The organism is Allorhizobium borbori (assembly GCF_014196535.1).
GTDB lineage: Bacteria > Pseudomonadota > Alphaproteobacteria > Rhizobiales > Rhizobiaceae > Ectorhizobium > Ectorhizobium borbori.
In genome coordinates this window covers 147,337-173,785 of record NZ_JACIDU010000004.1, presented here as the reverse complement: position 1 = coordinate 173,785, position 26,449 = coordinate 147,337, and the positions used below count along the sequence as shown (strand labels likewise).

The 26,449-nt window shown below is 61.1% G+C and carries 27 protein-coding genes and 1 riboswitch; of the genes, 13 read left to right on the top strand and 14 right to left on the bottom strand.

Going from position 1 to position 26,449, the window contains the following annotated elements:
- Positions 1 to 60 precede the first annotated feature (60 nt).
- The 6 genes from GGQ66_RS06610 to GGQ66_RS06585 all read right to left on the bottom strand — a co-directional run bounded on the left by GGQ66_RS06610 (position 61) and on the right by GGQ66_RS06585 (position 8,283).
- Entirely contained in the window at positions 61 to 444 is a 384-nt protein-coding gene (locus GGQ66_RS06610; RefSeq protein WP_183790712.1) for an ACT domain-containing protein, read from the bottom strand.
- A 92-nt stretch (positions 445 to 536) separates the two neighbouring features.
- Positions 537 to 2,732, bottom strand: coding sequence for an esterase-like activity of phytase family protein (locus GGQ66_RS06605; protein WP_183790710.1), 2,196 nt, complete (start codon positions 2,730 to 2,732; stop codon positions 537 to 539).
- A 138-nt stretch (positions 2,733 to 2,870) separates the two neighbouring features.
- Positions 2,871 to 3,146 (bottom strand): DNA-binding protein HupB, encoded by a 276-nt coding sequence (gene hupB, locus GGQ66_RS06600; RefSeq protein ID WP_183790708.1) that lies wholly within the window; start codon positions 3,144 to 3,146, stop codon positions 2,871 to 2,873.
- A 203-nt stretch (positions 3,147 to 3,349) separates the two neighbouring features.
- Complete coding sequence (lon, locus tag GGQ66_RS06595) at positions 3,350 to 5,770, bottom strand: endopeptidase La (protein WP_183790706.1); 2,421 nt, start codon at positions 5,768 to 5,770, stop codon at positions 3,350 to 3,352.
- 321 nt (positions 5,771 to 6,091) lie between these two features.
- Entirely contained in the window at positions 6,092 to 7,369 is a 1,278-nt protein-coding gene (gene clpX, locus GGQ66_RS06590) for an ATP-dependent Clp protease ATP-binding subunit ClpX (RefSeq protein WP_183790704.1), read from the bottom strand.
- Positions 7,370 to 7,650: 281 nt separating this feature from the next.
- The gene (locus tag GGQ66_RS06585) at positions 7,651 to 8,283 is read right to left on the bottom strand and encodes an ATP-dependent Clp protease proteolytic subunit (protein ID WP_183790702.1); all 633 of its coding nucleotides are present in this window, start codon (positions 8,281 to 8,283) and stop codon (positions 7,651 to 7,653) included.
- Positions 8,284 to 8,586: 303 nt separating this feature from the next.
- Here GGQ66_RS06585 and GGQ66_RS23310 point away from each other — a divergent pair, with 303 nt between their 5' ends.
- A complete protein-coding gene (locus GGQ66_RS23310; protein WP_183790700.1) occupies positions 8,587 to 9,828 on the top strand; it encodes a GGDEF domain-containing protein in 1,242 nt (413 codons plus the stop codon).
- 41 nt (positions 9,829 to 9,869) lie between these two features.
- Positions 9,870 to 11,117, top strand: a complete 1,248-nt coding sequence (locus GGQ66_RS06575) for a cytochrome P450 (RefSeq protein WP_183790698.1) — start codon at positions 9,870 to 9,872, stop codon at positions 11,115 to 11,117.
- Between the two features lie 7 nt (positions 11,118 to 11,124).
- Here GGQ66_RS06575 and GGQ66_RS06570 read toward each other — a convergent pair whose 3' ends face one another.
- Positions 11,125 to 11,793 (bottom strand): TenA family protein, encoded by a 669-nt coding sequence (locus GGQ66_RS06570; RefSeq protein WP_183790696.1) that lies wholly within the window; start codon positions 11,791 to 11,793, stop codon positions 11,125 to 11,127.
- Between the two features lie 70 nt (positions 11,794 to 11,863).
- A riboswitch (TPP riboswitch) is annotated at positions 11,864 to 11,978 on the bottom strand.
- A gap of 64 nt (positions 11,979 to 12,042) precedes the next feature.
- Entirely contained in the window at positions 12,043 to 12,942 is a 900-nt protein-coding gene (locus GGQ66_RS06565; protein WP_183790694.1) for a LysR family transcriptional regulator, read from the bottom strand.
- Positions 12,943 to 13,044: 102 nt separating this feature from the next.
- Here GGQ66_RS06565 and GGQ66_RS06560 point away from each other — a divergent pair, with 102 nt between their 5' ends.
- Positions 13,045 to 13,485 (top strand): CidA/LrgA family protein, encoded by a 441-nt coding sequence (locus GGQ66_RS06560; protein WP_183790692.1) that lies wholly within the window; start codon positions 13,045 to 13,047, stop codon positions 13,483 to 13,485.
- Positions 13,472 to 14,173, top strand: coding sequence for an LrgB family protein (locus GGQ66_RS06555; protein WP_183790690.1), 702 nt, complete (start codon positions 13,472 to 13,474; stop codon positions 14,171 to 14,173). The genes GGQ66_RS06560 and GGQ66_RS06555 overlap by 14 nt, the downstream gene beginning before the upstream one ends.
- A gap of 10 nt (positions 14,174 to 14,183) precedes the next feature.
- Here the strand turns inward: GGQ66_RS06555 and GGQ66_RS06550 are convergent, their stop codons facing one another.
- Together GGQ66_RS06550 and GGQ66_RS06545 are read right to left on the bottom strand one after the other, a co-directional pair.
- Positions 14,184 to 14,531, bottom strand: coding sequence for a cupin domain-containing protein (locus GGQ66_RS06550; protein ID WP_183790688.1), 348 nt, complete (start codon positions 14,529 to 14,531; stop codon positions 14,184 to 14,186).
- A gap of 18 nt (positions 14,532 to 14,549) precedes the next feature.
- Positions 14,550 to 15,833, bottom strand: a complete 1,284-nt coding sequence (locus GGQ66_RS06545) for an O-acetylhomoserine aminocarboxypropyltransferase (RefSeq protein WP_183790686.1) — start codon at positions 15,831 to 15,833, stop codon at positions 14,550 to 14,552.
- Between the two features lie 228 nt (positions 15,834 to 16,061).
- Here GGQ66_RS06545 and GGQ66_RS06540 point away from each other — a divergent pair, with 228 nt between their 5' ends.
- Positions 16,062 to 16,487 (top strand): DUF6455 family protein, encoded by a 426-nt coding sequence (locus tag GGQ66_RS06540; protein ID WP_183790683.1) that lies wholly within the window; start codon positions 16,062 to 16,064, stop codon positions 16,485 to 16,487.
- Here the strand turns inward: GGQ66_RS06540 and GGQ66_RS06535 are convergent, their stop codons facing one another.
- Positions 16,488 to 16,928, bottom strand: coding sequence for a CoA-binding protein (locus tag GGQ66_RS06535; RefSeq protein WP_183790681.1), 441 nt, complete (start codon positions 16,926 to 16,928; stop codon positions 16,488 to 16,490).
- Positions 16,929 to 16,998: 70 nt separating this feature from the next.
- On the opposite strand from GGQ66_RS06535, the gene GGQ66_RS06530 reads away from it, so the two are divergent.
- On the top strand, positions 16,999 to 17,340 hold the full coding sequence (locus GGQ66_RS06530) for a hypothetical protein (RefSeq protein WP_183790679.1): 342 nt from the start codon (positions 16,999 to 17,001) through the stop codon (positions 17,338 to 17,340).
- A gap of 6 nt (positions 17,341 to 17,346) precedes the next feature.
- On the opposite strand, the gene GGQ66_RS06525 is transcribed toward GGQ66_RS06530, so the two are convergent.
- On the bottom strand, positions 17,347 to 17,778 hold the full coding sequence (locus tag GGQ66_RS06525) for a VOC family protein (protein WP_183790677.1): 432 nt from the start codon (positions 17,776 to 17,778) through the stop codon (positions 17,347 to 17,349).
- Positions 17,775 to 18,605: an enoyl-CoA hydratase gene (locus GGQ66_RS06520; protein WP_183790675.1), complete on the bottom strand. Its 831-nt coding sequence runs from the start codon at positions 18,603 to 18,605 to the stop codon at positions 17,775 to 17,777. The genes GGQ66_RS06525 and GGQ66_RS06520 overlap by 4 nt, the downstream gene beginning before the upstream one ends.
- A gap of 86 nt (positions 18,606 to 18,691) precedes the next feature.
- Here GGQ66_RS06520 and GGQ66_RS06515 point away from each other — a divergent pair, with 86 nt between their 5' ends.
- The 7 genes from GGQ66_RS06515 (at position 18,692) to GGQ66_RS06485 (ending at position 24,238) form a co-directional block, all read left to right on the top strand.
- Entirely contained in the window at positions 18,692 to 19,333 is a 642-nt protein-coding gene (locus GGQ66_RS06515) for a hypothetical protein (RefSeq protein ID WP_183790673.1), read from the top strand.
- 243 nt (positions 19,334 to 19,576) lie between these two features.
- Positions 19,577 to 20,041: a 50S ribosomal protein L13 gene (rplM, locus tag GGQ66_RS06510; protein ID WP_183790671.1), complete on the top strand. Its 465-nt coding sequence runs from the start codon at positions 19,577 to 19,579 to the stop codon at positions 20,039 to 20,041.
- 2 nt (positions 20,042 to 20,043) lie between these two features.
- Entirely contained in the window at positions 20,044 to 20,511 is a 468-nt protein-coding gene (gene rpsI, locus GGQ66_RS06505; protein WP_183790669.1) for a 30S ribosomal protein S9, read from the top strand.
- Between the two features lie 118 nt (positions 20,512 to 20,629).
- Positions 20,630 to 21,583, top strand: a complete 954-nt coding sequence (speB, locus tag GGQ66_RS06500) for an agmatinase (protein ID WP_183790667.1) — start codon at positions 20,630 to 20,632, stop codon at positions 21,581 to 21,583.
- A gap of 70 nt (positions 21,584 to 21,653) precedes the next feature.
- Positions 21,654 to 22,586 (top strand): N-acetyl-gamma-glutamyl-phosphate reductase, encoded by a 933-nt coding sequence (argC, locus tag GGQ66_RS06495; protein ID WP_183790665.1) that lies wholly within the window; start codon positions 21,654 to 21,656, stop codon positions 22,584 to 22,586.
- A 10-nt stretch (positions 22,587 to 22,596) separates the two neighbouring features.
- Positions 22,597 to 22,815, top strand: coding sequence for a DUF2842 domain-containing protein (locus GGQ66_RS06490; RefSeq protein ID WP_183790663.1), 219 nt, complete (start codon positions 22,597 to 22,599; stop codon positions 22,813 to 22,815).
- Positions 22,816 to 22,957: 142 nt separating this feature from the next.
- A complete protein-coding gene (locus tag GGQ66_RS06485) occupies positions 22,958 to 24,238 on the top strand; it encodes a GNAT family N-acetyltransferase (protein WP_370686304.1) in 1,281 nt (426 codons plus the stop codon).
- Here the strand turns inward: GGQ66_RS06485 and GGQ66_RS06480 are convergent.
- Positions 24,226 to 26,352, bottom strand: coding sequence for a GumC family protein (locus tag GGQ66_RS06480; RefSeq protein WP_183790661.1), 2,127 nt, complete (start codon positions 26,350 to 26,352; stop codon positions 24,226 to 24,228). The two genes, GGQ66_RS06485 and GGQ66_RS06480, sit on opposite strands and share 13 nt — an antisense overlap.
- Positions 26,353 to 26,449: the final 97 nt, after the last annotated feature.

Genomic DNA, 26,449 nt, shown 5'->3' with positions numbered 1-26,449 from the left:
TAGTCGAGAAGGGTGCAATTGCATGGCGGCGTTGGCGGCCATGCACAGAAAAGACAGCCGCTAAAGCAGGATATGTCCCGCCAAAGCCAGCAACTCGACCCCGCGCGCCACGTTCTCGGCCTTTATCAGCAGATAATCGGTATCGAAGGTGGAAACGGCAAAGATACCGATCCCCTTTTCCGACAGCGGCCGCAGCACGGACGAGAGGATGCCGGTTTCATCGAAGGCGAACGGTCCCTGAAACTTGAAGCAGACCCAGCCGCCTTCGCTCCTTTCGGTGCCTGCAGGCACGCGCTCTTCGACGCATACGATGGAAAGCTCGTCATCGGTACGGGAAATACTGACGAAGCCCTGACCATCCGCCCATTGCGGCACCGGCGCCGTGCAGGCAAGGCGGGAGACGGCATAGACGCCCGGCAACCTCTTCAATCTCACTTGCGGCATCGCGCCCTCCCCGTTTTGGCACCGTCACCATCCGCAAAAACAACACCGCCCGCAACAGGGTTACGGGCGGTGCAGGCGTTAAGGGTAAAGGCTCAGTTCGTCGTCTTCAATTCCACCGGGAAGAAGAAGGTTTCGCCGGAGCTGTCGTCCACGCCGTCATTGTCGGTCACCGCGAAGGCCTTGCCGGCGGCATCGAAGGCGAAACCCTCGATCTTGTCGACTACATAACCATTGCCGGCCTTCAGCTCCGGCAGGAAGTCATGCACTTCCAGCTTCCTGACGAGCGGCAGCTCGGAACCGAGCTTCGCCCCCTTCAATTCGGACAGGGCAACGCGATAAAGCTTCTTGATCTTCGCCTTGTCGCCGATCTGGTTGTCGCGTTCCAGAACGTAAAGGCTGTCACCCTTGACCGCGAGTTCCGAAAGGCCGACCCAGCCCTCTTCCGTCTTGTCGAGCGGATAACGGACGGCCGCCCATTCCTTCGTCTTCGGCGTGTAGGATACGAGCTTCACCGTGCCTTTGGGATCGTCCTTCCATTCGCGCTGGACGGCCATCCACAGCGTTTCGTTGTCGCCTTCACCGATGCGGGTAATGCCTTCGAAGCCGAAACGGGTTTCGCCGGCCAGCAGTTCGGCAGGCAGGCCGATTTCCTTCTTGATCGCGCCCTTGGCATCGACCTGATAAAGCGCGTGCGGAACAAGCTTGGCGCTGTCACCTTCAGACGCCAGCCAGAAGCCGCCCTTGCCATCGGTCGTCAGACCTTCGATATCGAGCTTCTGCGCGGCCTGCCCCTCGCGGGTGATGCGGATGACATCGGTGATTTCCGCAGGCTTCTTCGTGGCGTCAATCTTGAAGATCGACGGCTGCATGGAATAGACACTGTCGGACGCGGCATAGAGCGTGCCGGCCTTCTCCGGATCGCCGGTCAGCGCGCCGAGCGCGCCCCAGCCGATGATCTGGCCGTCCTTGTCCCTGGAAACCAACGTCGGGTAGGCCGCTTCGCCGGCAGCCAGTTCGTAAAGCATCACATGCGAGCGCGCGCCGCCATCTTCGATGAGATCGGCTTCATTGGCGGTGGCGAGCAGGTTGCGACCGGGAATGGCGACAGCACCTTCCGGCGAGATGCCCGAAGGCAGGATCTGTACGAGCTGCGGTTCGGCACCCGTGTCCTTGTACACGCCGACCACGGAAGCGCGCTCGGCAAGCACGAAGATGTAGCGCTGGTCGCCGAAGGTCGCGACTTCGAGACCCTCGGGCTCGATACCCTTGGCCTTGGAACGCTTTTCCGGATAGTGCCCCATGCGGGCGACGGCATGTTCGAATTCCGCGCCATTCTCATAGAGAACCTTGCCGTCCTTCGAGAAGATGGTGAAGCCGCGTGCGCCACCCTTCCAGTCGCCTTCATTGGCGACGACCAGACGGTCATTGCCCAGCCACTTGATGCTGTCGGGTTCGCGCAGGCGCTTTTCCTGCTTGCCGGAGAAGTCGAGCTTGCCATCGGTCTTGGTGTCGATGCCGGCGAGATCGACGCTGCCTGCGGAGAAGTGACCGGTCACCTTGGCGGTCTTGCCGTCGATGATGATGATATGATTGTTTTCCTGGAGCGTCAGCGCGATCTCGCCGGCATCGTTGATGGAAACGAATTCGGGCTCCGGGTCTTCCGGCGCAATCTCGGCAAGGCCGGTCACATCGACCTTCTTCAGACCAGCGCAATCGGCGACGCCATTTTTCAGCGGCAAGATGACGAGATAGCCGGCGGGCATCTGCGGCAGCGCGCCATCGTTCACCTCTTCGTCGCGCTCGTTTTCGATGGCGATCGCCGCGAAGCTCTCATCCTTGGCAACGGCAACCGAATCCGGCTGACCGCCGAGATCGCACTGGTTCTCGATCTTCCTCGTGGCGAGATCGACGGTGGCGAGGAAGCCCGACGGCTTGGCCTTGCTCTCGGAGGTGTTGACGGCAGCCAGAACCTTGGTGCCGGCGACGGCAACAGAGGTTGGCTCACCCCTGAGGGTGAGTGCGCCGAGCGGCTTCGGGGCCTTTGCGTCGGCAATGTCGATGAAGCCGATGCCACCCAGCGGGCTGTCGGAATAGATCAGAACCTTGCCGTCTGTTGAGGCGGTGACGATTTCGGCGGAGGTAACGGTTTTCGCATCCTTGTCCGCCGGCAGATTGGCAGCCACCGGAAAGGCGGCAACACGGTTGAACACCGGGTCGGCAGCCATGGCGACGCCCGTTGAAGACAGCAGGGCCAGAGTGAGCGCGGCGCGGGAAAGACGGAACGACATGAAACCTCCAAATTCGCTATTTGTGACCGGAGGGTTTTGCGTGAGCTGCGTGACAGGCGGATGACAAAGAAAAAGCCCGGCTGGGTGGCCGGGCTCTCGAATTTCAGCCATGCGAACACCCGAAGGGTGTCCGGAACATTAGCTGTTAACGGCGTCCTTCAGGCCCTTGCCGGGCGTGAACTTCGGCACGTTGCGCGCCGGAATGTCAACGGCAGCGCCAGTCGAAGGATTGCGGCCCGTGGTGGCTTCACGGCGCGAAACGGTAAAGCTGCCGAAGCCGGCCAGGCGAATGTCGCCACCGTTCTTCAGTTCGCCCTGCACCGTTTCGAAAACGGCGTCGACGGCAGAGGCCGCATCGGCCTTGGTCAGGCCAGCCTTTTCGGCAACTGCGGCGACCAGCTCGTTCTTGTTCATGTTTCCACCCCTTTCTATCGGTATGAAACGACTCGGATTGAAGTCGCGGGGCAGAATACGAATCCGCCTGCCCGCTGCAACTTCAAAAGCGCTTGGAAACGCCAGAAAACAAGGGGTCTTCGGCTTTTTTCACACAAAGGCCGGCGTAAACGCCGGCCTTTTTCACACATTTTTAGAAAAAGTCGCGGAAACACCGCACCGTTTCAGTGGGCCAAGCCCGGCTGACCGTCCTCGGCACCCTCCACCGCAGCTACGGTGCGGGCCGCCGTGGCAGGGTCCCACTCGATGGGCTCAGGCTTGCGCAGCAGAGCATGCGCCAGCACTTCGCCCATGCGCGAAACCGGAACGATTTCCAGACCGTTCTTCACGTTGTCGGGAATCTCCGCCAGATCCTTGGCGTTTTCTTCCGGAATGAGCACCTTCTTGATGCCGCCACGAAGAGCCGCAAGGAGCTTTTCCTTCAGACCGCCAATCGGCAGAACCCGACCGCGCAAGGTGATCTCGCCGGTCATCGCCACATCCTTCGAAACCGGAATGCCGGTCATGATCGAAACAATGGCGGTGGCCATGGCGACACCAGCAGACGGACCGTCCTTCGGGGTCGCACCTTCGGGAACGTGAACGTGGATGTCCGACGTATCGAAGCGCGGCGGCTCGATGCCGAAATCGACGGCGCGCGAGCGGACATAGGAAGCCGCGGCAGAAATCGATTCCTTCATCACGTCCTTCAGGTTACCCGTCACGGTCATTCGACCCTTGCCAGGCATCTGAACGCCTTCGATGGTCAGCAGTTCGCCGCCCACTTCCGTCCATGCCAGACCGGTAACGACACCGACCTGATCCTCGCGCTCGGCTTCGCCGTGGCGGTAACGCGGAACGCCGAGATAGTCCTCGATGTTCTCCGCCGTCACCTCGACCGACTTGACCTTGCCGCGCAGGATTTCCGTGACCGCCTTGCGGGCGAGCTTCATCAGCTCACGTTCGAAGGAACGGACGCCAGCCTCACGGGTGTAACGCTGGATGACAGCCATCAGCGCATCATCCGACACCGAGAACTCGCCGGCACGCAGCGCATGTTCCTTGATCGCCTTCGGCAGCAGGTGACGACGAGCGATCTCGCGCTTTTCGTCCTCCGTGTAGCCGGCGATGCGGATGATCTCCATGCGGTCCATCAGCGGAGCCGGAATATTGAGCGTGTTCGCCGTGGTGATGAACATCACGTCGGACAGGTCGTATTCCACCTCCAGATAATGGTCCATGAAAGTTGCGTTCTGTTCCGGATCGAGCACCTCAAGCAAAGCCGACGACGGATCGCCGCGGAAGTCCATGCCCATCTTGTCGATTTCATCGAGCAGGAAGAGCGGGTTGGCCTTCTTCGCCTTCTTCATCGACTGGATGACCTTGCCGGGCATCGAGCCGATATAGGTGCGGCGGTGACCGCGGATTTCAGCCTCATCGCGCACGCCGCCGAGGGCCATGCGGACATATTCGCGACCGGTCGCCTTGGCGATCGAGCGGGCGAGCGAGGTCTTGCCAACGCCGGGCGGGCCGACGAGGCAAAGAATCGGGCCCTTGATCTTCGTGGCGCGCGCCTGAACAGCGAGGTATTCGACGATACGCTCCTTGACCTTGTCGAGACCGAAATGGTCCTCATCGAGGATCTTCTCGGCATGGATCAGATTGCTCTTGATCTTCGACTTCTTGCCCCAGGGCAGGCCGAGCAGCCAGTCCAGATAGTTGCGCACGACGGTGGCTTCCGCCGACATCGGGCTCATCTGGCGCAGCTTCTTCAGCTCCGCATCCGCCTTTTCACGGGCTTCCTTGGACAGCTTGGTCTTGGAGATGCGATCTTCCAGTTCGGCCATCTCGTCACGGCCGTCCTCGCCATCGCCGAGTTCCTTCTGGATCGCCTTCATCTGTTCGTTGAGGTAGTACTCGCGCTGGGTCTTTTCCATCTGGCGCTTGACGCGCGAGCGGATGCGCTTTTCGACCTGAAGAACCGAAATCTCGCCTTCCATGAAGCCGAGCGCCTTTTCAAGCCGGCCCTTCACGCTCACCGTCTCAAGCATCTCCTGCTTTTCGGTGATCTTGATGGAGAGATGCGAGGCAATCGTATCGGCGAGCTTGGAGGCATCGTCGATCTGGCCGGTGACGCTGACGACTTCCGGAGAAATCTTCTTGTTCAGCTTCACATAGTTTTCGAACTCCGACACGGTAGACCGCGACAGGGCCTCGATTTCGACCGGGTCTTCTTCGGGCTCGTCCAGCACTTCAGCGGTGGCTTCGTAGAACTCCTCACGCTCGCTGTAAGCACCGATCTTGGCGCGCGCCTTGCCTTCCACCAGCACCTTGACGGTACCGTCGGGAAGCTTGAGGAGCTGGAGCACATTCGCGACCGTGCCCACCTTGTAGATGGCATCCGGGGTCGGGTCGTCATCGCTCGCATTGGTCTGCGTCGCGAGCATGATCTGCCTGTCGGACCCCATGACCTCTTCCAGAGCGCGGATCGATTTCTCACGCCCAACGAAGAGCGGAACGATCATATGCGGGAAGACCACGATGTCGCGAAGCGGCAGGACCGGGTAGAGATTCGAGCCGGCATCCGCAGACGTAACATTCGTCATGATATTTCCTTTCCAACGTCCCGTTTGCCGGGACCTGCCTGCCGTGAACCTGAGCCGGAGGGAGTGACCCAAGTCCTTGGCGCATTTCGTTTCCACTCATCAAAGTGGAGTGCCGCAACGCGGTTTTCAAGCCTGTCACAAAAGACGTGAGCCGAGCTTGCGTCATACACGATACGGGAGATACGCGAGAAAACAGTTTGCCTTTAGAGGCGGCGGCTTTAGCCGGCGATGCGCCAGAACGCGCGCAACTCACACCGGTCACTCGCAAGAGGAGCGCCGCAGGTGGGGCGACATAACGGTCGCCCCTGCCCTTGTTTCTTATCAGGCCGAAGCGTTGGCCTTTTCCTCGGCACGGTCCGCGTAGATGTAGAGCGGACGGGCATTGCCCTTGACCACGTCGTCGGAAATGACCACTTCGCGCACGCCTTCCAGCGTCGGCAGCTCGAACATCGTGTCGAGCAGGATCTTTTCCATGATCGAACGCAGGCCGCGCGCACCGGTCTTGCGGATGATGGCCCGGCGGGCGATCTCGCGCAGGGCGTCCTCGTGGAAGGTCAGTTCGACGTCTTCCATCTCGAACAGGCGCTGATACTGCTTGACGAGCGCGTTTTTCGGCTCGGACAGGATCTGGATCAGCGCATCCTCGTCGAGGTCTTCCAGCGTCGCGATAACCGGCAGACGACCGATGAATTCCGGAATGAGACCGAATTTCACCAGATCTTCCGGCTCGAGATCGCGCAGGATGTGACCGACGCGACGTTCATCGGGGGCGGCAACCTTGGCGCCGAAGCCGATCGACGTCTTTTCCGAACGGGCGGAGATGACCTTGTCGAGGCCGGCGAATGCGCCGCCGCAGATGAACAGGATGTTCGTCGTATCCACCTGCAGGAACTCCTGCTGCGGATGCTTGCGGCCACCCTGCGGCGGCACGGAAGCGACGGTGCCTTCCATGATCTTCAGAAGCGCCTGCTGCACGCCTTCGCCCGACACATCGCGCGTGATGGACGGATTGTCCGACTTGCGCGAAATCTTGTCGACTTCGTCGATGTAGACGATGCCGCGCTGGGCGCGCTCGACATTGTAGTCGGCGGACTGCAGAAGCTTCAGGATGATGTTTTCGACGTCTTCACCGACATAGCCGGCTTCCGTCAGCGTCGTCGCGTCAGCCATGGTGAACGGCACGTCGATGATGCGGGCGAGCGTCTGGGCAAGGTAGGTCTTGCCGCAACCGGTCGGGCCGACCAGCATGATGTTCGACTTCGCAAGTTCGACTTCACCACCCTTGGAGGAGTGCGACAGACGCTTGTAATGGTTATGCACGGCGACGGAGAGGATCTTCTTCGCCTGCTTCTGGCCGATGACATATTCGTCCAGGATCTTGATGATGTCCTGCGGCGTGGGAACGCCGTCACGGGACTTCACCATGGAGGACTTGTTCTCCTCGCGGATGATGTCCATGCACAATTCGACGCATTCATCGCAGATGAACACGGTCGGCCCGGCAATCAGCTTCCGGACTTCGTGCTGGCTCTTGCCGCAGAATGAACAATAGAGGGTGTTCTTCGAGTCGCCGCCGTTGCTGCCGCTGACCTTGCTCATATCACTTTCCTTCCAGCACGCTGCGACCCGCTATCGCCGGCCCCAGACACTTTCCTGCCGTCCTTGCCCGCACGAAACCCATCGCTCCGTGAGGGCATCGCTTCCGGGGTACTGACCGGAGCGGTTTTCTCCGGCTGCAACGACATCCCCTTGATCCGGGATGCTATGCCGGCAACACCCAACATAGCATTAACGGCTTCAACAGTATTATCCCGTTCCTCATCTGTTTGAAGCCCCTCTTTTGCACAAGACAGTGAGGGGCCGACAAAGAACGGCGACAATCAGGCTTCCGTCGCGCCTTCCATTTCCACGCGCGACGTCAGAACCTTGTCGATGACACCCCAGGAGAGCGCTTCTTCGCCATCCATGAAGTGGTCGCGATCCAGCGTTGCCTCAACCTCTTCATAGGTCCGGCCGCAATGCTTCACATAGACTTCGTTCAGGCGACGCTTCATCTTGATGATGTCGCGGGCGTGACGCTCGATGTCCGACGCCTGACCCTGGAAACCGCCCGAAGGCTGGTGAACCATGATGCGGGCGTTCGGCGTTGCGAAACGCATGCCCTTCTCACCGGCGGCGAGGAGAAGCGAACCCATCGAAGCAGCCTGACCGATGCAAAGCGTCGATACGGCCGGCTTGATGAACTGCATCGTATCGTAGATCGCCATGCCGGCGGTGACGACACCGCCCGGCGAATTGATGTAGAGCGCGATTTCCTTCTTCGGGTTTTCTGCTTCGAGGAAGAGAAGCTGGGCGCACACGAGGGTCGCCATCTGATCCTCGACCGGGCCGGTGAGGAAGATGATGCGCTCCTTCAGGAGACGCGAGAAAATGTCGTAGGAGCGCTCGCCACGGTTCGTCTGCTCGACAACCATCGGCACCAAAGCCAGAGCGGTATCAACTGGATTTCGCATATCGGTCCTTCGTTCCATAATCCCGCACAGGCTGCCGCATCGGGAATCATTTCGAATATCGTGGACTCCATACATAGAGTGTGACCGCCCCGCACTTCAAGACGGCGTGTCATGCAAAAGCCACATGGCTACAGGTTCGCACACGATAGAGTGATCGCAGCGTTAACGGGATACCACCAAATCGACAGCCGGCAGGATTTTTGACATCATCCCCTGTCACGCACCCGTTGCGGGTCCGTTTGTTAACGCAACGTAAAATGCGCGCGTGCAAATTCTGCCCAGCCCCCAAACGCGGAAACCATCGTGATCGACATCAAGACAGGACTGCTGATCTGGTCACTGGAAGCCGCCTCGCTTTCCGCGATGCTGCTTGGTCTTTGGATCTTCGTCCGCCGCTCGCCAACTCTCCTGTTCTGGTGCATCGGTTCCGGCCTGCATGGCCTTGGCCTTGCAGGCGTGGCGATGCGTGGATACCTCCCGGACTTCATCTCGATCCAGGTTGCGAACACCTCCGCCACTTTCGGCATCGGCCTGTTGCTGGCCGGGGTCCTGTCGCTCGATTCACGCCCGGTTTCCTTCACGATCTTCATTCCCGCCTTTATCTGGACAGGCGGGATGCTGTTTCCCGAGATCCGTGAGACCCTTTATGCGCGTATCGCCCTTTACCATACCGCCGCAGTCATCGGGCACGGCCTGACCGGCATGGCACTCTTGCAACGCGGCGGCCTTCTCTCGAAAACGCGCAGCGGGCTTGCCGCCATGTTCTTCCTGCAGGCCACGCTGTCCGTTACGATGATCGTGATCGTCCTTCTCTACAAGCCCCCGACATTCGCGGACATTCCCTACGCGCCCCCTCTGGCGGGGGTGGCGGCGCTCTGCGTGGTGGGCATGCTTGTCTTCGGCACAAGACTGATGATGATCGACAACGAGGACCGCCTGAAGCGGTTGGCGGCGACCGACCCGCTGACGGGCCTTTTGAACCGACGCGGCTTCGAAAATGCCTTCGATACGCTCAACGCAACATCGATACCGGGACGGCCGCTTGTGGCGCTCGCCCATCTCGACCTCGACCACTTCAAGCGAATCAACGACGCCCACGGCCATCACGCCGGCGATAGCGTTCTGGTCACCTTCGCCCGCATCATGGATGCCGTCATGGCCGGGCGCGGCGTTGTCGGTCGCCTGGGTGGCGAAGAGTTCGCCTGCGCGCTTCGGGTATCATCGGCAGCGGATGCCGTCGAGGTGACCAGCCGGATCCGCGAGGCGCTGCGGCACACGCCGATCCCGGTTTCCGGAACCGACATTATCGTGTCGGCCTGCGCCGGGATTGCAATGGCGCCGAAGGGGACGACGCTCTTTTCCCTGCTCGACGGTTCCGACCGGGCGCTTTACGCCGCCAAGCGGGCCGGCCGCGACCGGATCGGCCTCGATTGCGAAGATGGCGTCGCGATCGTCTCGCTGGAGGATGAAGCCGCCATCGGTGACAGCACCGATCGTCAGGTCGCGGCGTTGCACCACATGGGCCTTATCGGTCGCGGCGGATGAGAGCCGTTCCGTCCGGCGCCGTTTCAGGTTAAGCATCGATCATGCAGACCATCACGCCCTTTCTCAGCCTCGACCCGAAAACCCGCCACGTTCGCCTCAATGCGCGCGATCCGGCTTTCTACACGAACCCGAACCCGACCTATGCCGCGCTCCATGCGCTGTGCCCCACCTTTTACTGGGAAGAACAGCGTATGTGGTTCGTGACCGGTTATGACCATGTCAACGCGCTCCTGCGCGACCGGCGGTTCGGGCGGCAGATCCTGCATGTGGCAAGCCGTGAAGAACTTGGCCTGCCGGAGCCCCTGCCGCACCTCAAAAATTTCGATGCAGCCGAGTCCTGGTCGCTGCTGGAACTGGAGCCGCCGGAACACACGCGCCTTCGGACCCTCATCAATCGCGCCTTCGTCTCCCGTCAAATCGAGCACATGCGCCCGGAAATCGCCGCGCTGGCGAACCGGTTGATCGACAGTTTCGAGAAGGACGGCGAAACGGAGCTTCTCTCGACCTTCGCCGACGTGATCCCCGTGACGATGATCGCGCGCATGGTGGGCATTCCGGAGGAGATGGGGCCGCAACTCCTCAAGTGGTCGCATGATTATGTCGGCATGTATATGTTCAAGCGCAGCCGCGCCGACGAAGACGCCGCCGAGCGCGCGGCAACGGAATTTGCCGCCTATGTGCGTGGCGTGATCGCGGAGCGACGGGCGGAGCCTCGTGACGATCTGCTTTCGCACATGATCCACACGGAGCATCGCGGCCAGCACCTGAGCGACGACGAACTGGTGTCGACCGTCATCGTGCTACTCAATGCCGGGCATGAGGCGACGGTGCACCAGATCGGCAATTCCGTCCGCCTTATCCTCGAAAGCGGGCTCGATCCCGCCGAACTGTTTCGCGATGCGGCGGCAACGGAGCGCACGGTCGAGGAAACGTTGCGCATTTGCGCGCCGGTCCACATTTTCGACCGCTGGTGTCTGGAAGACGCCGAGATCGACGGCGTTTCCTTCAGGCGTGGCGACAAGATCGGGATGGTCCTGGCCGCTGCCAATCTGGACCCCAAAACCTTTCCCGACCCCCTCACCTTCAAGCCGGAGCGCAATGAGGCCGCGAACCTGTCCTTCGGTGCCGGCATCCATTTCTGTATCGGTGCGCCGCTGGCGCGGCTTGAACTGAATGTCGTAATACCGCTCCTCTTCGCGCGCCTGCCCGGCCTGAAAATCAAGGAAACGCCCCGCGTGAAGGATGTCTATCACTTCCACGGGCTGGAGCGGCTCGACCTCGACTGGTAACGCTCGCCTACTCCCGAAGGTCGAGACCCATCTGCCAGAAGTCGATTTCCAGCCGCGTCGCATCGCGGAAGGTTCTGGCAAGCGCTGAAAAGCGGTCCGGTGCCACGCCGCCCAGCCGGGCGTTCAGCCAGTCGACTTCGGCCATCGCCGCTTCCTGAAATTCATCACCGGCATACATCTCGATCCACGCCGCATAGGGATTGCCGTCCAGCACGGTGAAGGGTTGCGCCATGATCCAGCGGGCGATTTCCGCATAGCCGACCACGCAGGGCGCAAGCGCTACATGCAGGTCGAGAAGATCGCCGCGATGGCCAGCATCCAGCACATAGCGCGTATAGGCCATGGTCGGACGCGCTTCCGGCAGGGTGGCGAGGTCTTGCGGTTCGATGCCCCATTCGCGGCAGTAGCCGATGTGCAGGTCGATCTCGATATCGACAATGGCTTTCAACGTCGCCAGCGCCGAACGGATTTCGGCAAGATCCCCGGATTTGTAGACCGCCAGCCCCCAGGCGCGGGCAAAGTGGACGAGAAACAGATAGTCCTGTTTCAGATAATGACGAAAGGCGTCTTCCGGCAGCGTGCCGCAGGCAAGCTGCACGAGAAAGTCGTGCTCGCAATAGGCTTGCCAGTCATTACGGCAGGTATCCTTGAGGCGGTCAAAGGGGGGGTGGGTCATCCGTGTCTTCCCGGTTTGCGTACCGGCCGCACGATACGGAAGACAAGGCATGCCGCGCGCCAAAAAGGCGTCGTCTCAATGGCTTGATCCCTCCGCCGGTGCTAACCGGATCAGGTTCTGCGGGTTCAGCGATGTGTTTCCATTCGCCATCTCAGCCGGCTTCACCGGCACCCCGTCAAGTCGATCCGCCACCGCATGAACGCGGCGACGCCGCAATGGAGCAAACGGACTGCCCGCTGTCAACGGCCGTCAGGACTGGGCCTGCCCCTTCTTTTGAAACACCTCCGCCGCCAGTTCCAGCCAGGCGCGGGCGGCGTGGGGCAGATAGGCGCCACGCCGCCAGACGAAGGCCATGTGCCAGTTCATGCCGGGATCGATGACCGGACGGTGGACGACACCCGCATGCACCCGCTGACGGGCGATGAGACGCGGCAGGAAACCGACACCGAGCCCCGCGGCCACCAGTTCGACGATGAAATTGATCTGGCTGGAACGCGCCGCCACCTGCGGCTCGAAGCCTCGGCTCTGGCAGGCCTCAAGAATGATCGGGTTCAGCGCAAAGCCGGCATCGAACAGGATGAAGGCCATGTCCTTCAGGCGCTCCAGCGGAATGGCCTCCTCGCTCGCCAGCGGATGATCCTCCGGCAACAACACATGGATCGGCTCCAGCCGCACCTCCTGCCAGTCGAATGCCTCCGAGACCGGCAGGAGAGAACCACCGAGATCGACCTCGCCATCACGCACCAGTTCCTCCAGCCGCTTGGAACCGTGTTCGACAAGCTGGATCTCGATGCCGGGATAGCGGCTGCGGTAGATGGCAAAGAGAGGTGCAAACAGTGCATCCGAACCGATGGGCGGCAAGCCGAGCCTCAGCCGCCCCCGCTTCAGCCCGCGAAATTCCTCGAGTTCGGCCAGAAGGTCGTCCCGCTCGGCCAGCATGGTCAGCGCCCGGCGATAGACGATCTCACCCGCCGCCGTCAGCGTCGAACGATGGCCGATGCGGTCGAGAAGGGTCAGGCCAAGCTCGTCTTCCAGTTGGCGCACCGCCTTGCTCACCGCCGATTGTGTGGTGAACACGGTCTTGGCCGCTTCGGAAAAGCCGCCCCGGCGCACCACTTCCACAAAAGCCCTTAGCGTTCGCAGTTCCATACTATTCCAAACAAGACTGGTTTATATGAATTCAATTCGTTTTCTTCATATCGCAATGCGGCGTATAAGAAAAGCCAGATCCACCCCACCTCCGATAGCGCCATGACCAACCAGACCACACCGCTTCGCCGCGTCCACCTTGCCCTTCGCCACTTCATGCATCGCAGCATGTTCGGGCAGATCGGGCTGATCGTGCTGTTCTGGCTGGCCGGCAACCTCGTCGCCTCCGCCCTGCAATTGCCGGTGCCGGGCGGCGTCGTCGGCCTGTTCATCGTTCTGGCGCTGCTGGCCAGTGGCAAGCTCCGGCTCGTCTCCATGCGCCGCGGAGCGCGCTGGTTCATCGCGGAGCTGCTGCTGTTCTTCGTGCCGGCGGTTCTGGCCGTCATGGATCACCGCGAATTCATCGGACTGACGGGGCTGAAGGTTCTCGCCGTCATCATTCTCGGCACTGCCGCCGTCATGTTCGTTACCGCGCTGGCCGTCGATTTCGGCTACCGGATGATGCTGCGCCACGGAAGGAGCCCGCTCCATGCTGCCGAATGACCCACTGTTTCAGACCGTTTTCTGGTCGGCACTCACAGTCGCCTTCTACATGCTGGCGAAGCGTATCTACCGGCGCTTTCCGCGCACATGGACCTCTCCGCTGCTCGTCACGCCTGTCGCGCTGATCGCCATCGCCCTGTCGCTGCATACCGGCTATGCCGATTACATCCGTTCGACGCACTGGCTGATGCTGATGCTTGGCCCGGCAACGGTTGCCTTCGCCATTCCGATCTATGAACAGCGTGGCCTCATCCGCCGCGTCTGGCCGGTTCTGGCCTTCGGCGTTGCTGCGGGTTCACTGACGGCTATCGTCTGCGCCTATGGCATGGCGCGGCTCTTCGATCTCAACGACGTGCTGCGCCTCAGCCTTCTGCCGCGCTCGATCTCGACACCCTTTGCCATGACGATTTCAGGCGATATCGGCGGCATTCCTGATCTGACGGCACTGTTCGTCGTCGTCACCGGCGTCACCGGGGCGGCTGTCGGGGATATTCTTCTGAAGGTCCTGCCGGTCCACACAGCACTGGCGCGTGGTGCCCTGTTCGGCATGGGCGCGCATGGTGCAGGCGTTGCCCGCGCCAGCCAGATCGGCGCCGAGGAAGGCTCGATCGCCGGTCTTGTCATGGTTCTGGTCGGCCTCGTCAACGTTCTGGCCGCGCCGCTGCTGGCAATTGTCCTGCGGGCATGATTCATCCGCCTCAAAGGCGGATGACATAGTCCTTGCGGGTAGTTTCGATCACTTCCCAGGTGCCTTTGAAGCCCGGCCGCACGACGAGGCGGCTACCGGCCTTCAGGTGCAACGGTTCACCGCCGTCTTCGGTCAGGATCGAATGGCCGGACAGGACATTGAAATATTCCCATTCCGTATAGGAGACGCGCCACTTGCCGGGCGTCGCCTCCCATATGCCGGCATAAAGACCGTCCTCGTCGTCTTCCTCGAGGTTCCAGGTGCGGAAAACAGGCGCACCGGAAATCAGGCGACCCTCCGCAGGCTCGCCCAGTTCCGGTTCTATACCATCGATGTCGAAGGCAATACTCGTTTCCATGCACCTGTTTCCTGTTCGTTAGACGTTGGCGAGAGACTGTTCGAGGTCGGCGATGATGTCGGCGACGTCCTCGATACCGATGGACAGCCGAACCACATCCGGTCCGGCACCGGCGGCGATCTGCTGTTCCGGCGAAAGCTGCGCATGCGTCGTGGAGGCCGGATGAATGACCAGCGAGCGCGTATCGCCGATATTGGCGAGGTGCGAAAGCAGTTTCAGGCCCTGAACGAAGGTCTTGCCGGCTTCCAGACCGCCCTTGATGCCGAAGGTGAAGACCGCACCGGCGCCCTTCGGCGAGTAGCGCTGCTGGAGCGCATGGTTCGGGTCGTCCTCAAGACCGGCATAGTTCACCCAGGCCACCTTGTCATTCGTCTTCAGCCAGCGCGCCACGGCCAGCGCATTATCGCAATGGCGCTGCATGCGCAGCGGAAGCGTTTCGATGCCGGTCTGGATCATGAAGGCGTTGAATGGCGATATGGCCGGACCGAGGTCGCGCAGACCAAGCACGCGGCAGGCAATGGCGAAGGCAAAACTGCCGAACGCCTGATGCAGCACAATGCCGGAATATTCCGGGCGCGGTTCGGAGAGCATCGGATAATTGCCGGAGGCCGACCAGTCGAACGTGCCGCCATCGACGATGATGCCGCCCATGGAATTGCCATGGCCACCAAGGAACTTGGTCAGCGAATGCACGACGATATCGGCGCCGTGTTCGATCGGCCGCACGAGATAGGGCGAGGCCATAGTGTTGTCGACGATCAGTGGCAGGCCGTGCTTGTGGGCCACGTCGGCAATCGCCTGAATATCGACGAAGGTGCCGCCGGGATTGGCGAGGCTTTCGATGAAGACGGCGCGGGTCTTGTCATCGATGGCCGCTTCGATGGCCGCGAGATCACTGGTGTCAGTGAAACGGACTTCCCAGCCGAAGCTCTTGAAAGCATGGCCGAACTGGTTGATCGAACCGCCGTAGAGACGCTTGGCGGCGACGAAATTGTCGCCGGGACGCATGATCGTGTGGAAGATGAGCATCTGCGCGGCGTGACCCGAGGCAACGGCCAGCGCTGCCGTGCCGCCTTCCAGCGCCGCGACGCGCTCTTCCAGCACGGCCTGGGTGGGGTTCATGATGCGGGTGTAGATGTTGCCGAACTGGCGAAGCCCGAAGAGTGCGGCCGCATGATCGGCATCGTTGAACACATAGGACGCCGTCTGGTAGATCGGCGTGATGCGCGCACCCGTGGTCGGGTCCGGGGCGGCCCCGGCGTGAATGGACAGGGTTGCGAAGCCGGGCTTCTGTTCGGTCATTTTAATCCTCCCTTGACGCCGATCTTCCCACACAAGGCGGATGACCGGGCTCTTTCATCTTGAATGCCGTGCCGGACTTTTCCGGATCGGCGCGATCATAGCGCGCCTCACGGAAATGTTAACTGCAGATGCGACGGCAGAATGATGTTAAACGGAAAAGTTTGATCGTAATCAATGCGATCTTTGGGGGAGGCATTCCAAATTCCGCCGTTATCCCGGAGAGCCGTCATGCCTGTTTGCCCCGAACCCTCTTCCAGCGCCATCATGCCGCATGTTCGCGAATGGTGGACGGCCCGATGCCAGGAAAGCTGGGATGCCGAAATCCTCGCTGTCCTCGACATCTGCTCGCTCGATGCCATTGCCGGGCGGCACGGCCTCTCCCGTGCCAGTCTGGTGGCGATTGCCGAACGCGACCCATCCGCATGCAGCGAAATGATCCGGATGATGCGCGTCCTCAACATCGACCCGGTGGAAGCGGCGGCAGAGCCGCAATTTGCGGAAATGGCAGAGCGTTGTGCCGGCTGCCCCAGTAAAGGCCAGTGCCGCAATCATCTGGCTGACGGGAGCGCGGCTGCGCATCTCGATGACTTCTGCGCCAATGCACAGCAACTCAACACCATGCGCGCCACGCCCCACTTGCTCGACCGCGGCTGATTAGTGGGCCGGACCGCCCAGAAGCCGCGGAATTTCGATGGCCGGGCAACGGTTCATCACGACCTTTACGCCGGCCTGCTCGGCAAGCGCCGCAGCCGAATCGTCACGCACGCCAAGCTGAGACCAGATGACCTTGGGCGTATGCCGCAGAGCCAGCGCTTCCTCCACCACCTTCGGCAGATAGTCGGACGCGCGGAATACCTCGACCATATCCACCGGCTCATCGATGTCGGCGAGCGACGCGGCAACGGTCGCGCCATTGATGGTCTTGCCCGCCTGCCCCGGATTCACCGGAATCACCTTGTATCCACTTTGCTGAAGGTAAAGCATGACGGAATTGGACGGACGCGACGGGTCCGGCGAGGCTCCGACCATTGCGATAACCTTGACGGTTTTCAGAATGTCCAGAATGTAATCGTCATCGTAGCGGTCATGATTCATGGATGGCTCCTCCTTGCCGTTATTCTTTCGAACCATATCTCACCCTTGAACGCATGAAAGGGAGACCGTCATGAAAAAAATCCTGATCGCGCTTGTCGCCGTGGCCGCTGCATCGCCGGCGCTGGCGATTTCGCGCTACAACACGCCCGGCATGGCCTGCGAAAGCATTCGCAACGCGCTGCGCAACGAGGGAGCGGCGGTACTGCGCTACCCTTCGAAGAACAAGGCGGGCCTGACGCTCTACGATCGATATGTGCGCAGCTCCAGCCAGTGCAGCATCGATGAATATGCCGAGCGCGCCTACGTGCCCTCCAGAGATAATGATCGCTGCCCGGTGCTGCGTTGCGAACGCCTGCCCGAGCCGGACGATGCATGGCCGATGCGGGTCGTACCACGCAATCTCAAGCTCTGAGCAGCGTCAGTCCGGGAGAACCATGTGGCCGTTTTCATCGAGCGGTGAAAACGGGTTGTGGGCCAGTTCCCACAAATGTCCATCCGGATCGGCGAAATAGCCGGAATAGCCGCCCCAAAACACCTTTTCCGGCGTCTTGACGCGTTTTGCGCCGGCAGAGAGCGCCAGCGCGAACGCAACATCGACCGCCTCCGGTGTCTCCAGATTGTGCGCCAGCGTGACGCCGGAAAAACCCGGCACCGTATCCTCGACACCGGCATCCTTCGCCAGTTCGTGACGCGGAAACAGTGCCAGCGCCAACCCTTTCAGCTTGATGAAGACGATATCGCCCTGCGAGGCAGATGAGCGCGTCCAGCCAAGCTTTTCATAGAAAGCCGCACTCGCCTCGACATTGGCCACACCGAGGGTGATGAGCGAGACACGCCGGTCGAAACTCATGCCTCGCCCTTCCATTCCGCATGGCGCTTCTGCAGGAAGGCGCAGATGCCTTCCTCGGCATCGACGTTCAGCATGTTCTCGACCATAACCTGAGCGGCGTAGTCATAGGCTTCTTCCAGCGGCATTTCGATCTGGCGATAGAACGCTTCCTTGCCAATCTTCAGCGTCAGCGGCGATTTCGCGGCGATGGTCGCGGCATACTTCATCACCACCTGCGTCAGATATTCCTTCGGCACGATGCGGTTGACGAGCCCGAAATCCTTGGCCGTCGAGGCGTCGATGGTTTCACCGGTCAACAACATTTCCATTGCCTGCTTGCGATGGGCCGCACGGGTCACGGCCACCATCGGCGTCGAGCAGAACAGGCCAATATTGACGCCCGGCGTGCAGAAGGTCGAGGTATCCGTGCAGATGGCGAGATCGCAGCTTGCCACAAGCTGGCAGCCCGCCGCCGTCGCCAGACCGTTGATTTCGGCAATCACCGGCTTCGGCAGATGGGTGATCTTCAGCATGAGATCGGCGCAGAGCCGCATGGTCTTTTCGAAGAAGGCGCGGCCGCCATCCTCATCGCCCCGGTGGGCAGTCATTTCCTTGAGATCGTGGCCGGCGGAAAACAGCTTGCCCGCAGCCGCGATCACCACCACGCGCACGGACTTGTCCGAACCGGCCCTGTCCAGTTCCGCCGTCAACGCCTCCATCAGCGCGATCGACAGCGCATTGGCTGGCGGGTTGTTGAGGGTCAGACGCAGAACGCCCTCGTCCTGCATGGACAAAAGGATACCCCCCGCTTCGTCCTTGTCCTTGTGCAGCGATACGATTTCAGCCATGGCGCCCTCCTCCGGTACTACCTGTACATGTATCCAATCGGCCCGCTCGCCTTGACGAGCCAGGGCACGCGGAACATTTTCACCATATGAACGATGACGCAATATCCGCCGGCCGCACCGCAGCCTTTCTCAACCGAATGTTGGCGGTGTTTTTCGTCACGTTGCTCTGCCTCATGCTCCAGAGTTACGGCGCGAATCTGGCGGACATTCTCACCGCGATCATTACCGGCACCAGTGGCATGAGACCGGGTTCGAGCCTGATGCAATACGCCACAAGCGCGTTTGCAGGCAGTGCCGGATTTCTGCTTTTTCAGATCGGCTGGATATTGCTGGCGCGTCTCATGCTTCTCGCTTTCGCAATATTCACGGAGTGGAAAGGCATTACCGGAAAACGGCCATACCTTGTTGCATGGACGATTGCCGGGATCGCCAGCAGCCCACTGATCCTGCCATTCGGCGGCCTCGTCGCCTTGTCGATTCTGCCGAAGATACTGATCATGGCTGCCAGCGGCCATCTTTACTGGTGGCTCATCGGCCGCCGACCAGACGCTGCATGTCCAGGCCACATGGCCGATCAAGCTGAAAGGACACCCATTCCGGCAGAGCGGCGTGCTGGCAAGGCTGACCGACTGGATTCCCTATGCACTGTCTGTAGATACGTCCTGGTCAGCAGACGGAACCGATCTCCTGTCGGTCGATCTGATCTAACTCAGCATTTGATCCGCTGAAAATCATACACAATTATGTGGTATTAAAAAACCACACATCTATCTCTTTGATTTAACACAAGTATTTTTCAGGTCGCGAATTTCATGAATATTGACCGAATGAACCGCTGCGGTTATAAGCCGCCTCGAATGTGCGGATTGGTGAAATCCGTCTTCATGTCGGGTGAAAACCCGTACCAAGCTATCAAGAAACGCCTGACGCCGCTTGCGGCTTACGGGTCCAAACAAAGAGAGTTGAACACTATGGGTACCTTCGTTCAGAAGCCTGCCGAAGTGGAAAAGAAGTGGATCATCATCGACGCCGAAGGCCTCGTTGTTGGTCGCCTCGCCACCATCATTGCCACGTATCTGCGCGGCAAGCACAAGGCCACCTACACCCCCCACGTTGACGACGGCGACAATGTTATCGTCATCAACGCCGAGAAGGTCGTCCTGACCGGCCGCAAGTACACCGACAAGAAGTACTACTGGCACACCGGTTATCCGGGCGGCATCAAGGAACGCACGGCTCGCGCCATCATCGAAGGCCGCTTCCCGGAGCGCGTTCTCGAGAAGGCTGTCGAGCGCATGATCCCGCGTGGTCCGCTCGGTCGTCGCCAGATGAAGAACCTCCGCGTTTACGCCGGTTCCAACCATCCCCATGAAGCCCAGCAGCCGGTCGTTCTCGACGTCGCCTCGCTGAACAAGAAGAACGTACGGAGCGCCTGAGCATGGCTGACCTTTCTTCCCTCAAGGACCTCGCTCCGGCTCAGACCGAAGCTGCTCCTGTCCACGTCCGCAAGGTCGATTCCCTTGGCCGTTCCTACGCCACCGGCAAGCGCAAGAACGCTGTCGCCCGCGTATGGGTCAAGGCTGGCTCCGGCAAGATCATCATCAACGGCAAGGACTTTTCGGCATACTTCGCCCGTCCTGTGCTGCAGATGATCCTTCAGCAGCCGATTCTGGCCGCTGCTCGCACGGGTCAGTTCGACATCATCGCCACCGTTGCCGGTGGTGGTCTTTCCGGTCAGGCCGGTGCCGTTCGTCACGGCATCTCCAAGGCCCTCACCTACTTCGAACCGGGCCTGCGCTCCGTTCTGAAGAAGGGTGGCTTCCTGACCCGCGACAGCCGCGTTGTTGAACGTAAGAAGTACGGCAAGGCCAAGGCCCGCCGCAGCTTCCAGTTCTCGAAGCGCTAATCGCTTCCTACGGGAATTCTGGAAAGGCGGGGCTTCGGCTCCGCCTTTTTCTTTTGTGCAATTGCAATTTCAGCGACACCGCTTCACCTTGCCTCCAGATCTTTCCGGGGAAGCCACCATGGCCAACAAGACCATCGACCACGCCATTACCACGACGTCTTTGACCTCCGCCGCGTCGGACCCCACCCATGCGGGTGTGTTGTCCTTCATGCGCCGGCGCTTCACGAAGTCGCTGAAGGGCGCGGATACCGTCGTTTGGGGCATTCCCTTCGATGCCGCCACCTCGAACCGGCCGGGCGCGCGCTTCGGGCCACAGGCAATCCGGCGGGCATCGGCCATCTTCGACAACGATCCGCAATATCCGTTCCATCGCGATATCTTCGCCAATATGCCGACCATCGATTACGGCGATTGCCTGCTCGACTATGGCAACCATCAGAAGACGCCGGCAACCATCGAACGTGAAGCGGCAAAGATTCTGAAAAGCGCTTCCTATCTGCTGACGATGGGCGGCGATCATTTCGTCACCTGGCCGCTGCTGAAGGCGCATACCGCCAGGCACGGACCGCTGGCGCTCGTTCAGTTCGACGCGCATCAGGACACCTGGGACGATGACGGCAAGCGCATCGACCACGGCTCCTTCGTCGGCCGCGCCGTGCGCGATGGCGTCATCGATCCGACCCGCTCCATCCAGATCGGCATTCGCACCCATGCGCCGCAGGATTTCGGCATTCGCATTCTTCACGGTTACGACGTCGAGGAAATGAGCGCCGCCGCAATCGCAAAAACGATCCTCGATCACGTCGGCGATGCCCCGGCCTATCTGACCTTCGATATCGACTGCCTCGATCCGGCTTTTGCGCCTGGCACGGGCACTCCGGTCGCGGGCGGGCCTTCCAGCGCCAAGATCCTCTCGGTGCTCGCCGGCCTCTCGGCGCTCGACGTGCGCGGCTCGGACATCGTTGAAGTGGCGCCGGCCTATGACCACGCCGACCTCACCGCCATTGCCGGGGCAACCGTTGCAATGTATATGCTTGGCCTGCGTTCCGGGCGGTTGCTCGAACGTCTTTAAGAAACTGAATCAGGCGCATGGCAAACTGATTCCGGAAAGACCACCAACCTTTTGAAAAGGCAGAACGATCATGAAAGCGAAGATCTTCATCGATGGCGAACACGGCACGACGGGGCTGCAGATCCGCACCCGCATGGCCGACCGCCGCGATGTCGAACTGCTTTCGATCCCCGAAGCCGAGCGCCGCAACGCCGCCCTTCGCGAAGACCTGCTGAACACGGCTGACGTCGCCATTCTCTGCCTGCCGGACGAAGCGTCCCGCGAGGCGGTGAAGATGGTTTCCGGCAACAACAAGGTCCGTGTGATCGACACCTCGACCGCCTACCGCGTCGATCCGGAATGGGCCTACGGCTTTGCCGAGATGGACAAGGCGCAGACGGACAAGATCCGTTCGGCCCGTTTCGTCGCCAATCCCGGCTGCTATCCGACCGGCGCCATCGCCCTCATCCGCCCGCTGCGCGAGGCAGGCCTTCTGCCGGACGCCTATCCGGTGTCGGTGAACGCCGTTTCGGGCTATACCGGCGGCGGCAAGCAGTTGATCGCCCAGATGGAAGACCCGAACCATCCGGAAGCCCTTTCCGTGAACCATTTCCTCTATGGGCTGACGCTCAAGCACAAGCACATCCCGGAAATGACCACCTATGGCAAGCTTGCGGGCGCACCGCTGTTTGCGCCGTCCGTCGGGCGCTTCCCGCAGGGTATGATCGTGCAGGTTCCCCTGCATCTCGCCGGTCTGGCGGAAGGCGCGTCGCTGGAGACGATCCATGCGGCGCTCGTTGCCCATTATGCCGGACAGTCGATTGTCGAGGTGGTGTCGCTGGAAGACAGCGCCGCCCTGCCCCGCGTCGATGCCGAGGAACTGGCCGGCAAGGACACGATGAAGCTCTTCGTGTTCGGCCAGAAGGGCGGCGCGCACGTCAACCTCGTCGCGCTGCTGGACAATCTCGGCAAGGGTGCTTCGGGCGCTGCCGTCCAGAACCTCGACCTGATGCTGTCGGCATAAGGAAACGACCATGGCGCTTCCGCAACGGCTCCGCTCCTTCATCGGCACGATCCTTATCGTCGTGCTGGTGATTGTCTATGCGCTGGTTGCCGTTGCGGTCGCCTCCGCCCTTCTGGCGGAAACGCCCGTATGGGTAAACCTGCTTTACTTCCTGCTGAGCGGCCTTCTCTGGGTGCTGCCGGCCATGCTCATCATCAAATGGATGGCAGGCCCGAAGCGGGTGCAGTAGGCATTCATTCGCATTTGAATGAATGTGATGACCGGCGATTTACCGCGATTTCAATCGCCGGGTGTGAAGTCCTCGCCTTAAACTTCCCGTTACGCCTTCGCCGCGTAAGGTCTCCCCCAATAAACATCCGGGGAGAAATGGCGTGCTTGCCCTCAAGGAACCCATCGAGCGAATCCGTGAAGCCGTACGTGCGGAAGCGATGCAGCCTGTCACACGACCGCGGCCTGACGCAAGCGTCATAGACGCAACGAATCAGTTCACCCTTGAACTGTTCGAAACCATGGAACCGCTGCTCGGGGAATGGCGTCTGCTGGAACGCGACCCGCTGAATTCGCTGCATCATGGCTGGGACTGGTGCCGAAGCTGGGTCAAGGCCAAGGGCAGACCACTGGCCATCCTGCGCGGTGAGCGCGCTGGTCGCACGCTGTTCCTCCTGCCGCTCGATATTCATCGAAACCATGGCGTGCGGGTCGCGCGCTTCGTGGCCGACGATTTCAGCAATCTCAACACGGGCCTGATTGCGGCCTCTTTCCGCCGTGGCGATGCCATTGTCGACGGCAAGGCCTTTGCCGCGACCGTCGCGCAGCTTCTGTCCGGTCGCGCCGATCTTCTGGCGCTCCGCAACCTGCCACTTGCCTGGCGCGGCACGGTCAATCCATTCACGGTGATCGGCGCGGTCGAGAACCACAACCGCAGCTTCCAGCTTCCGCTCTTCGCCTCCATGGAAGCAACCATCAAGCAGCTTAATGCCAAGCGCCGCCGCAAGAAATTCCGCAACCAGCAGCGCCGGTTGGAAGCGCTCGGCGGCTACGAGCATATCGTGGCCGAAACCTCCGGCGAGAAATCATATCTGCTCGACCTGTTCTTCCAGCAGAAAGCCCAGCGCTTTGCCGCCCTCGGCCTGCCGGATGTATTCCGGGATGCGGAAACGAAGGCTTTCTTTCACGGATTGATGCGGGTGCAGACCGATATGCGCCACGTACCGCTGAAACTGCATGCCCTCCGCCTGAAGGGAGAACATGAAGGCCACATCGCGGCGATTGCCGGGCTCTCGCTCAATGGCGATCATGTCCTGTGCCAGTTCGGCTCGATCGATGAAACCTATGCCGCCGACACCAGCCCCGGCGAGTTCCTGTTCTGGCTGATGATCGAGCAATGCGTGAACGAGGGATATGCGCTCTTTGATTTTGGCGTCGGAGAACAGCCTTACAAGCTGAGCTGGTGCTCGGCGGAAACCGGGCTCCACGATCTTGTCATTCCGGTCAACGCCCTCGGCCATGTGGCGCGGACGGTGGAGTTCGGGCGGATCAGGGCCAAAGCCTTCATCAAGCGGCACCGCCGGCTTTATGATGCCATTCAGCGCCTGCGGGCCGGACGGCAAGCCCCGGCACAGGAAAGCCGGGACGAGGATCAGGCGGCCTGACGGTCGCCTGCTTCGGGCTGGTTTGGCACGGGGCCAGCCAGCAACAGCACATCCTCGAACCCTGCGTCCTCGAAATCGGCAACCGTTTCGGTTAGCCGCTCTTCATCGAGTTCCGACATGGCGATGAGCAAAGCCGCCTTGCGCCCACGCAGAAGCTTGGCGATATCGGCGCCTCCAACCGGTCCGCATTCCACGATCACCCGTTCATAGGCCTCCGTCAGGGCGGCAAGGATCATCGGCAGGCGCTCGACCGAGCGCAGCGCCGTACGGATATCGGCGGTGCCCTGGGGCACGATATGAGCGCGTGAATGCATATCGGGATGAATGATATCGCCGAAGGCAACCTTGCCCGTCAGAAGGTCGGTCAGCCCGGGCAGATCGGCGCGTTCAGTCGCCATCGCCGTCGGCAGACCGGAGCCCGTCAGGTCCATGATGAGCACACGCAGGCCGCCGGACGCCAGATGGCGCGCCATTTCCACGGTCAGGGTGGAACCGGTATCGCCATCCGGTGAAACGGCGACGATCGGCAGACCGGCATAGGGGCCGGACGCGATGGCGGCGGCGATGGCGGTCAGGGAATAGGCCTCGGTATCCGTCGGCTCCACCGGTGCGACCTCGGCGTCCTCATCCGCATCGGTTGCGGTGAGCAGGCTGGCGGGACCCTGAGCGCGGGCAGACTGCCTGCGTGCAACAGCGGGAACGGCCTCCGGCGCGCTTTCTTCGTGGTCAAGTTCTTCAACCGGGCGCAGTGCACGACCCGAGAAAAGCTCGGTCAGCATGACGAAGACTGCCGCCAGAATGAAGCCGGCCAGAGCAGCGACGATGGTGATGGGGATGACCTTCGGGAAGGACGGTTCGCGCGGCTCGACGGCGCTCGAAATGATGCGTGCATCGGCCGGGGCAGCGTTCGGGTCCATGCGGGAGGCGGCTTCGCGATACCGGGACAGGTAGGTTTCGAGAAGCTGGCGTTGAGCGGCGGCTTCACGTTCCAGCGCCTTCAAACCCACTTCACTTTCACCGGCGCGGGCCGATTCGGCCTTCAGCGTGTTGAGCTGCTGGGTAAGCTGCTTTTCGCGCAGGCGCATCACGTTCGCTTCGTTTTCGAGGCTTGCCAGAACCCGGCGCGTTTCGGACTGGATCTGATCCCGTATGCCCGCCAACTGGCCACGCAGCGCCTTGAGGCGTGGATGTCCTTCGAGCATAGAGGTCGAAAGGTCGGCAATCTGCGAGCGGATGTTGGTTTCCTGCTCCTTCAGACGCTGGATAACCGGCGACGCCACGATATCACCGAGCGAATCGGTTTCCCGGCCGGCGGACAGTGCGGCGCGCACATTTTCAGCACGCGCTTCGGCAGCGGCGCGTTCGCCGCGCACGCGCACGGCTTCGGCGGAAATATCGCTGAGCTGCTGGGTGGCGAAGGTCTGGGTTTCACTGGTCTGCAAGAGGCCGGAAGACGACCGGTAGTCAGCCACCTTCTTTTCCGCCTCGCGCACCTTGTCGCGCAGATTGGCAATCTCGGGCTCAAGCCAGCGGGCGGTTTCGCTGCTGGTATCGAGCTTGGCGCCGCTCTGGAGCGACAGATAGACACCGGCGATCTTGTTGGCGACTGCAGCGGACAGCTTGGGATCGCGCGAGGCAAACTCGATGGCAACGACGCGGGAACCTTCGGCCTGATAGACGGTCAGCCGTTCGCGGAACGCCTTCAGGGCGCGCTCTTCCGGCGCGAGTTCCTTGTCACCGCCGCCCAGTCCGAACAGGGACAGCAGGCCGCCGGAGCCGCCGCCATCGAACTCATCGAGTTCAAAGAGCTTCAGTTCACGCGCCACCTGCTTGATGAGGTCGGTGGATTGCAGGAGCTGCACCTGGGAGGAAACGGCCAGTTCGTCCGGCGGGTTCTGTCCACCCTGCGCGGTCTCGGTGGCCAGTGATCGCGGTTCGATCAGAAGCCGCGTTTCACTCTTGTATTGCTTGTCGATGGAGCTTGCGCCGACGAAGGCGAGGCCGGCAGCAACAGCCGTAACGGCAAGGACGGTTCGCTTTCGCTGCCAGATGGCGCGGAAAAGCTGGACAAGATCAATGTCCACATCCTGATTGTTTCTGGTTACGCCATACATGCCAGACTCCAAAACAACGCTTACATGCCCGGAGCGTAAAGGATCATGGTAACTCAAGCGTTAATGGGGGTAGGCCCCCTTCCCGATTGTCGGAATT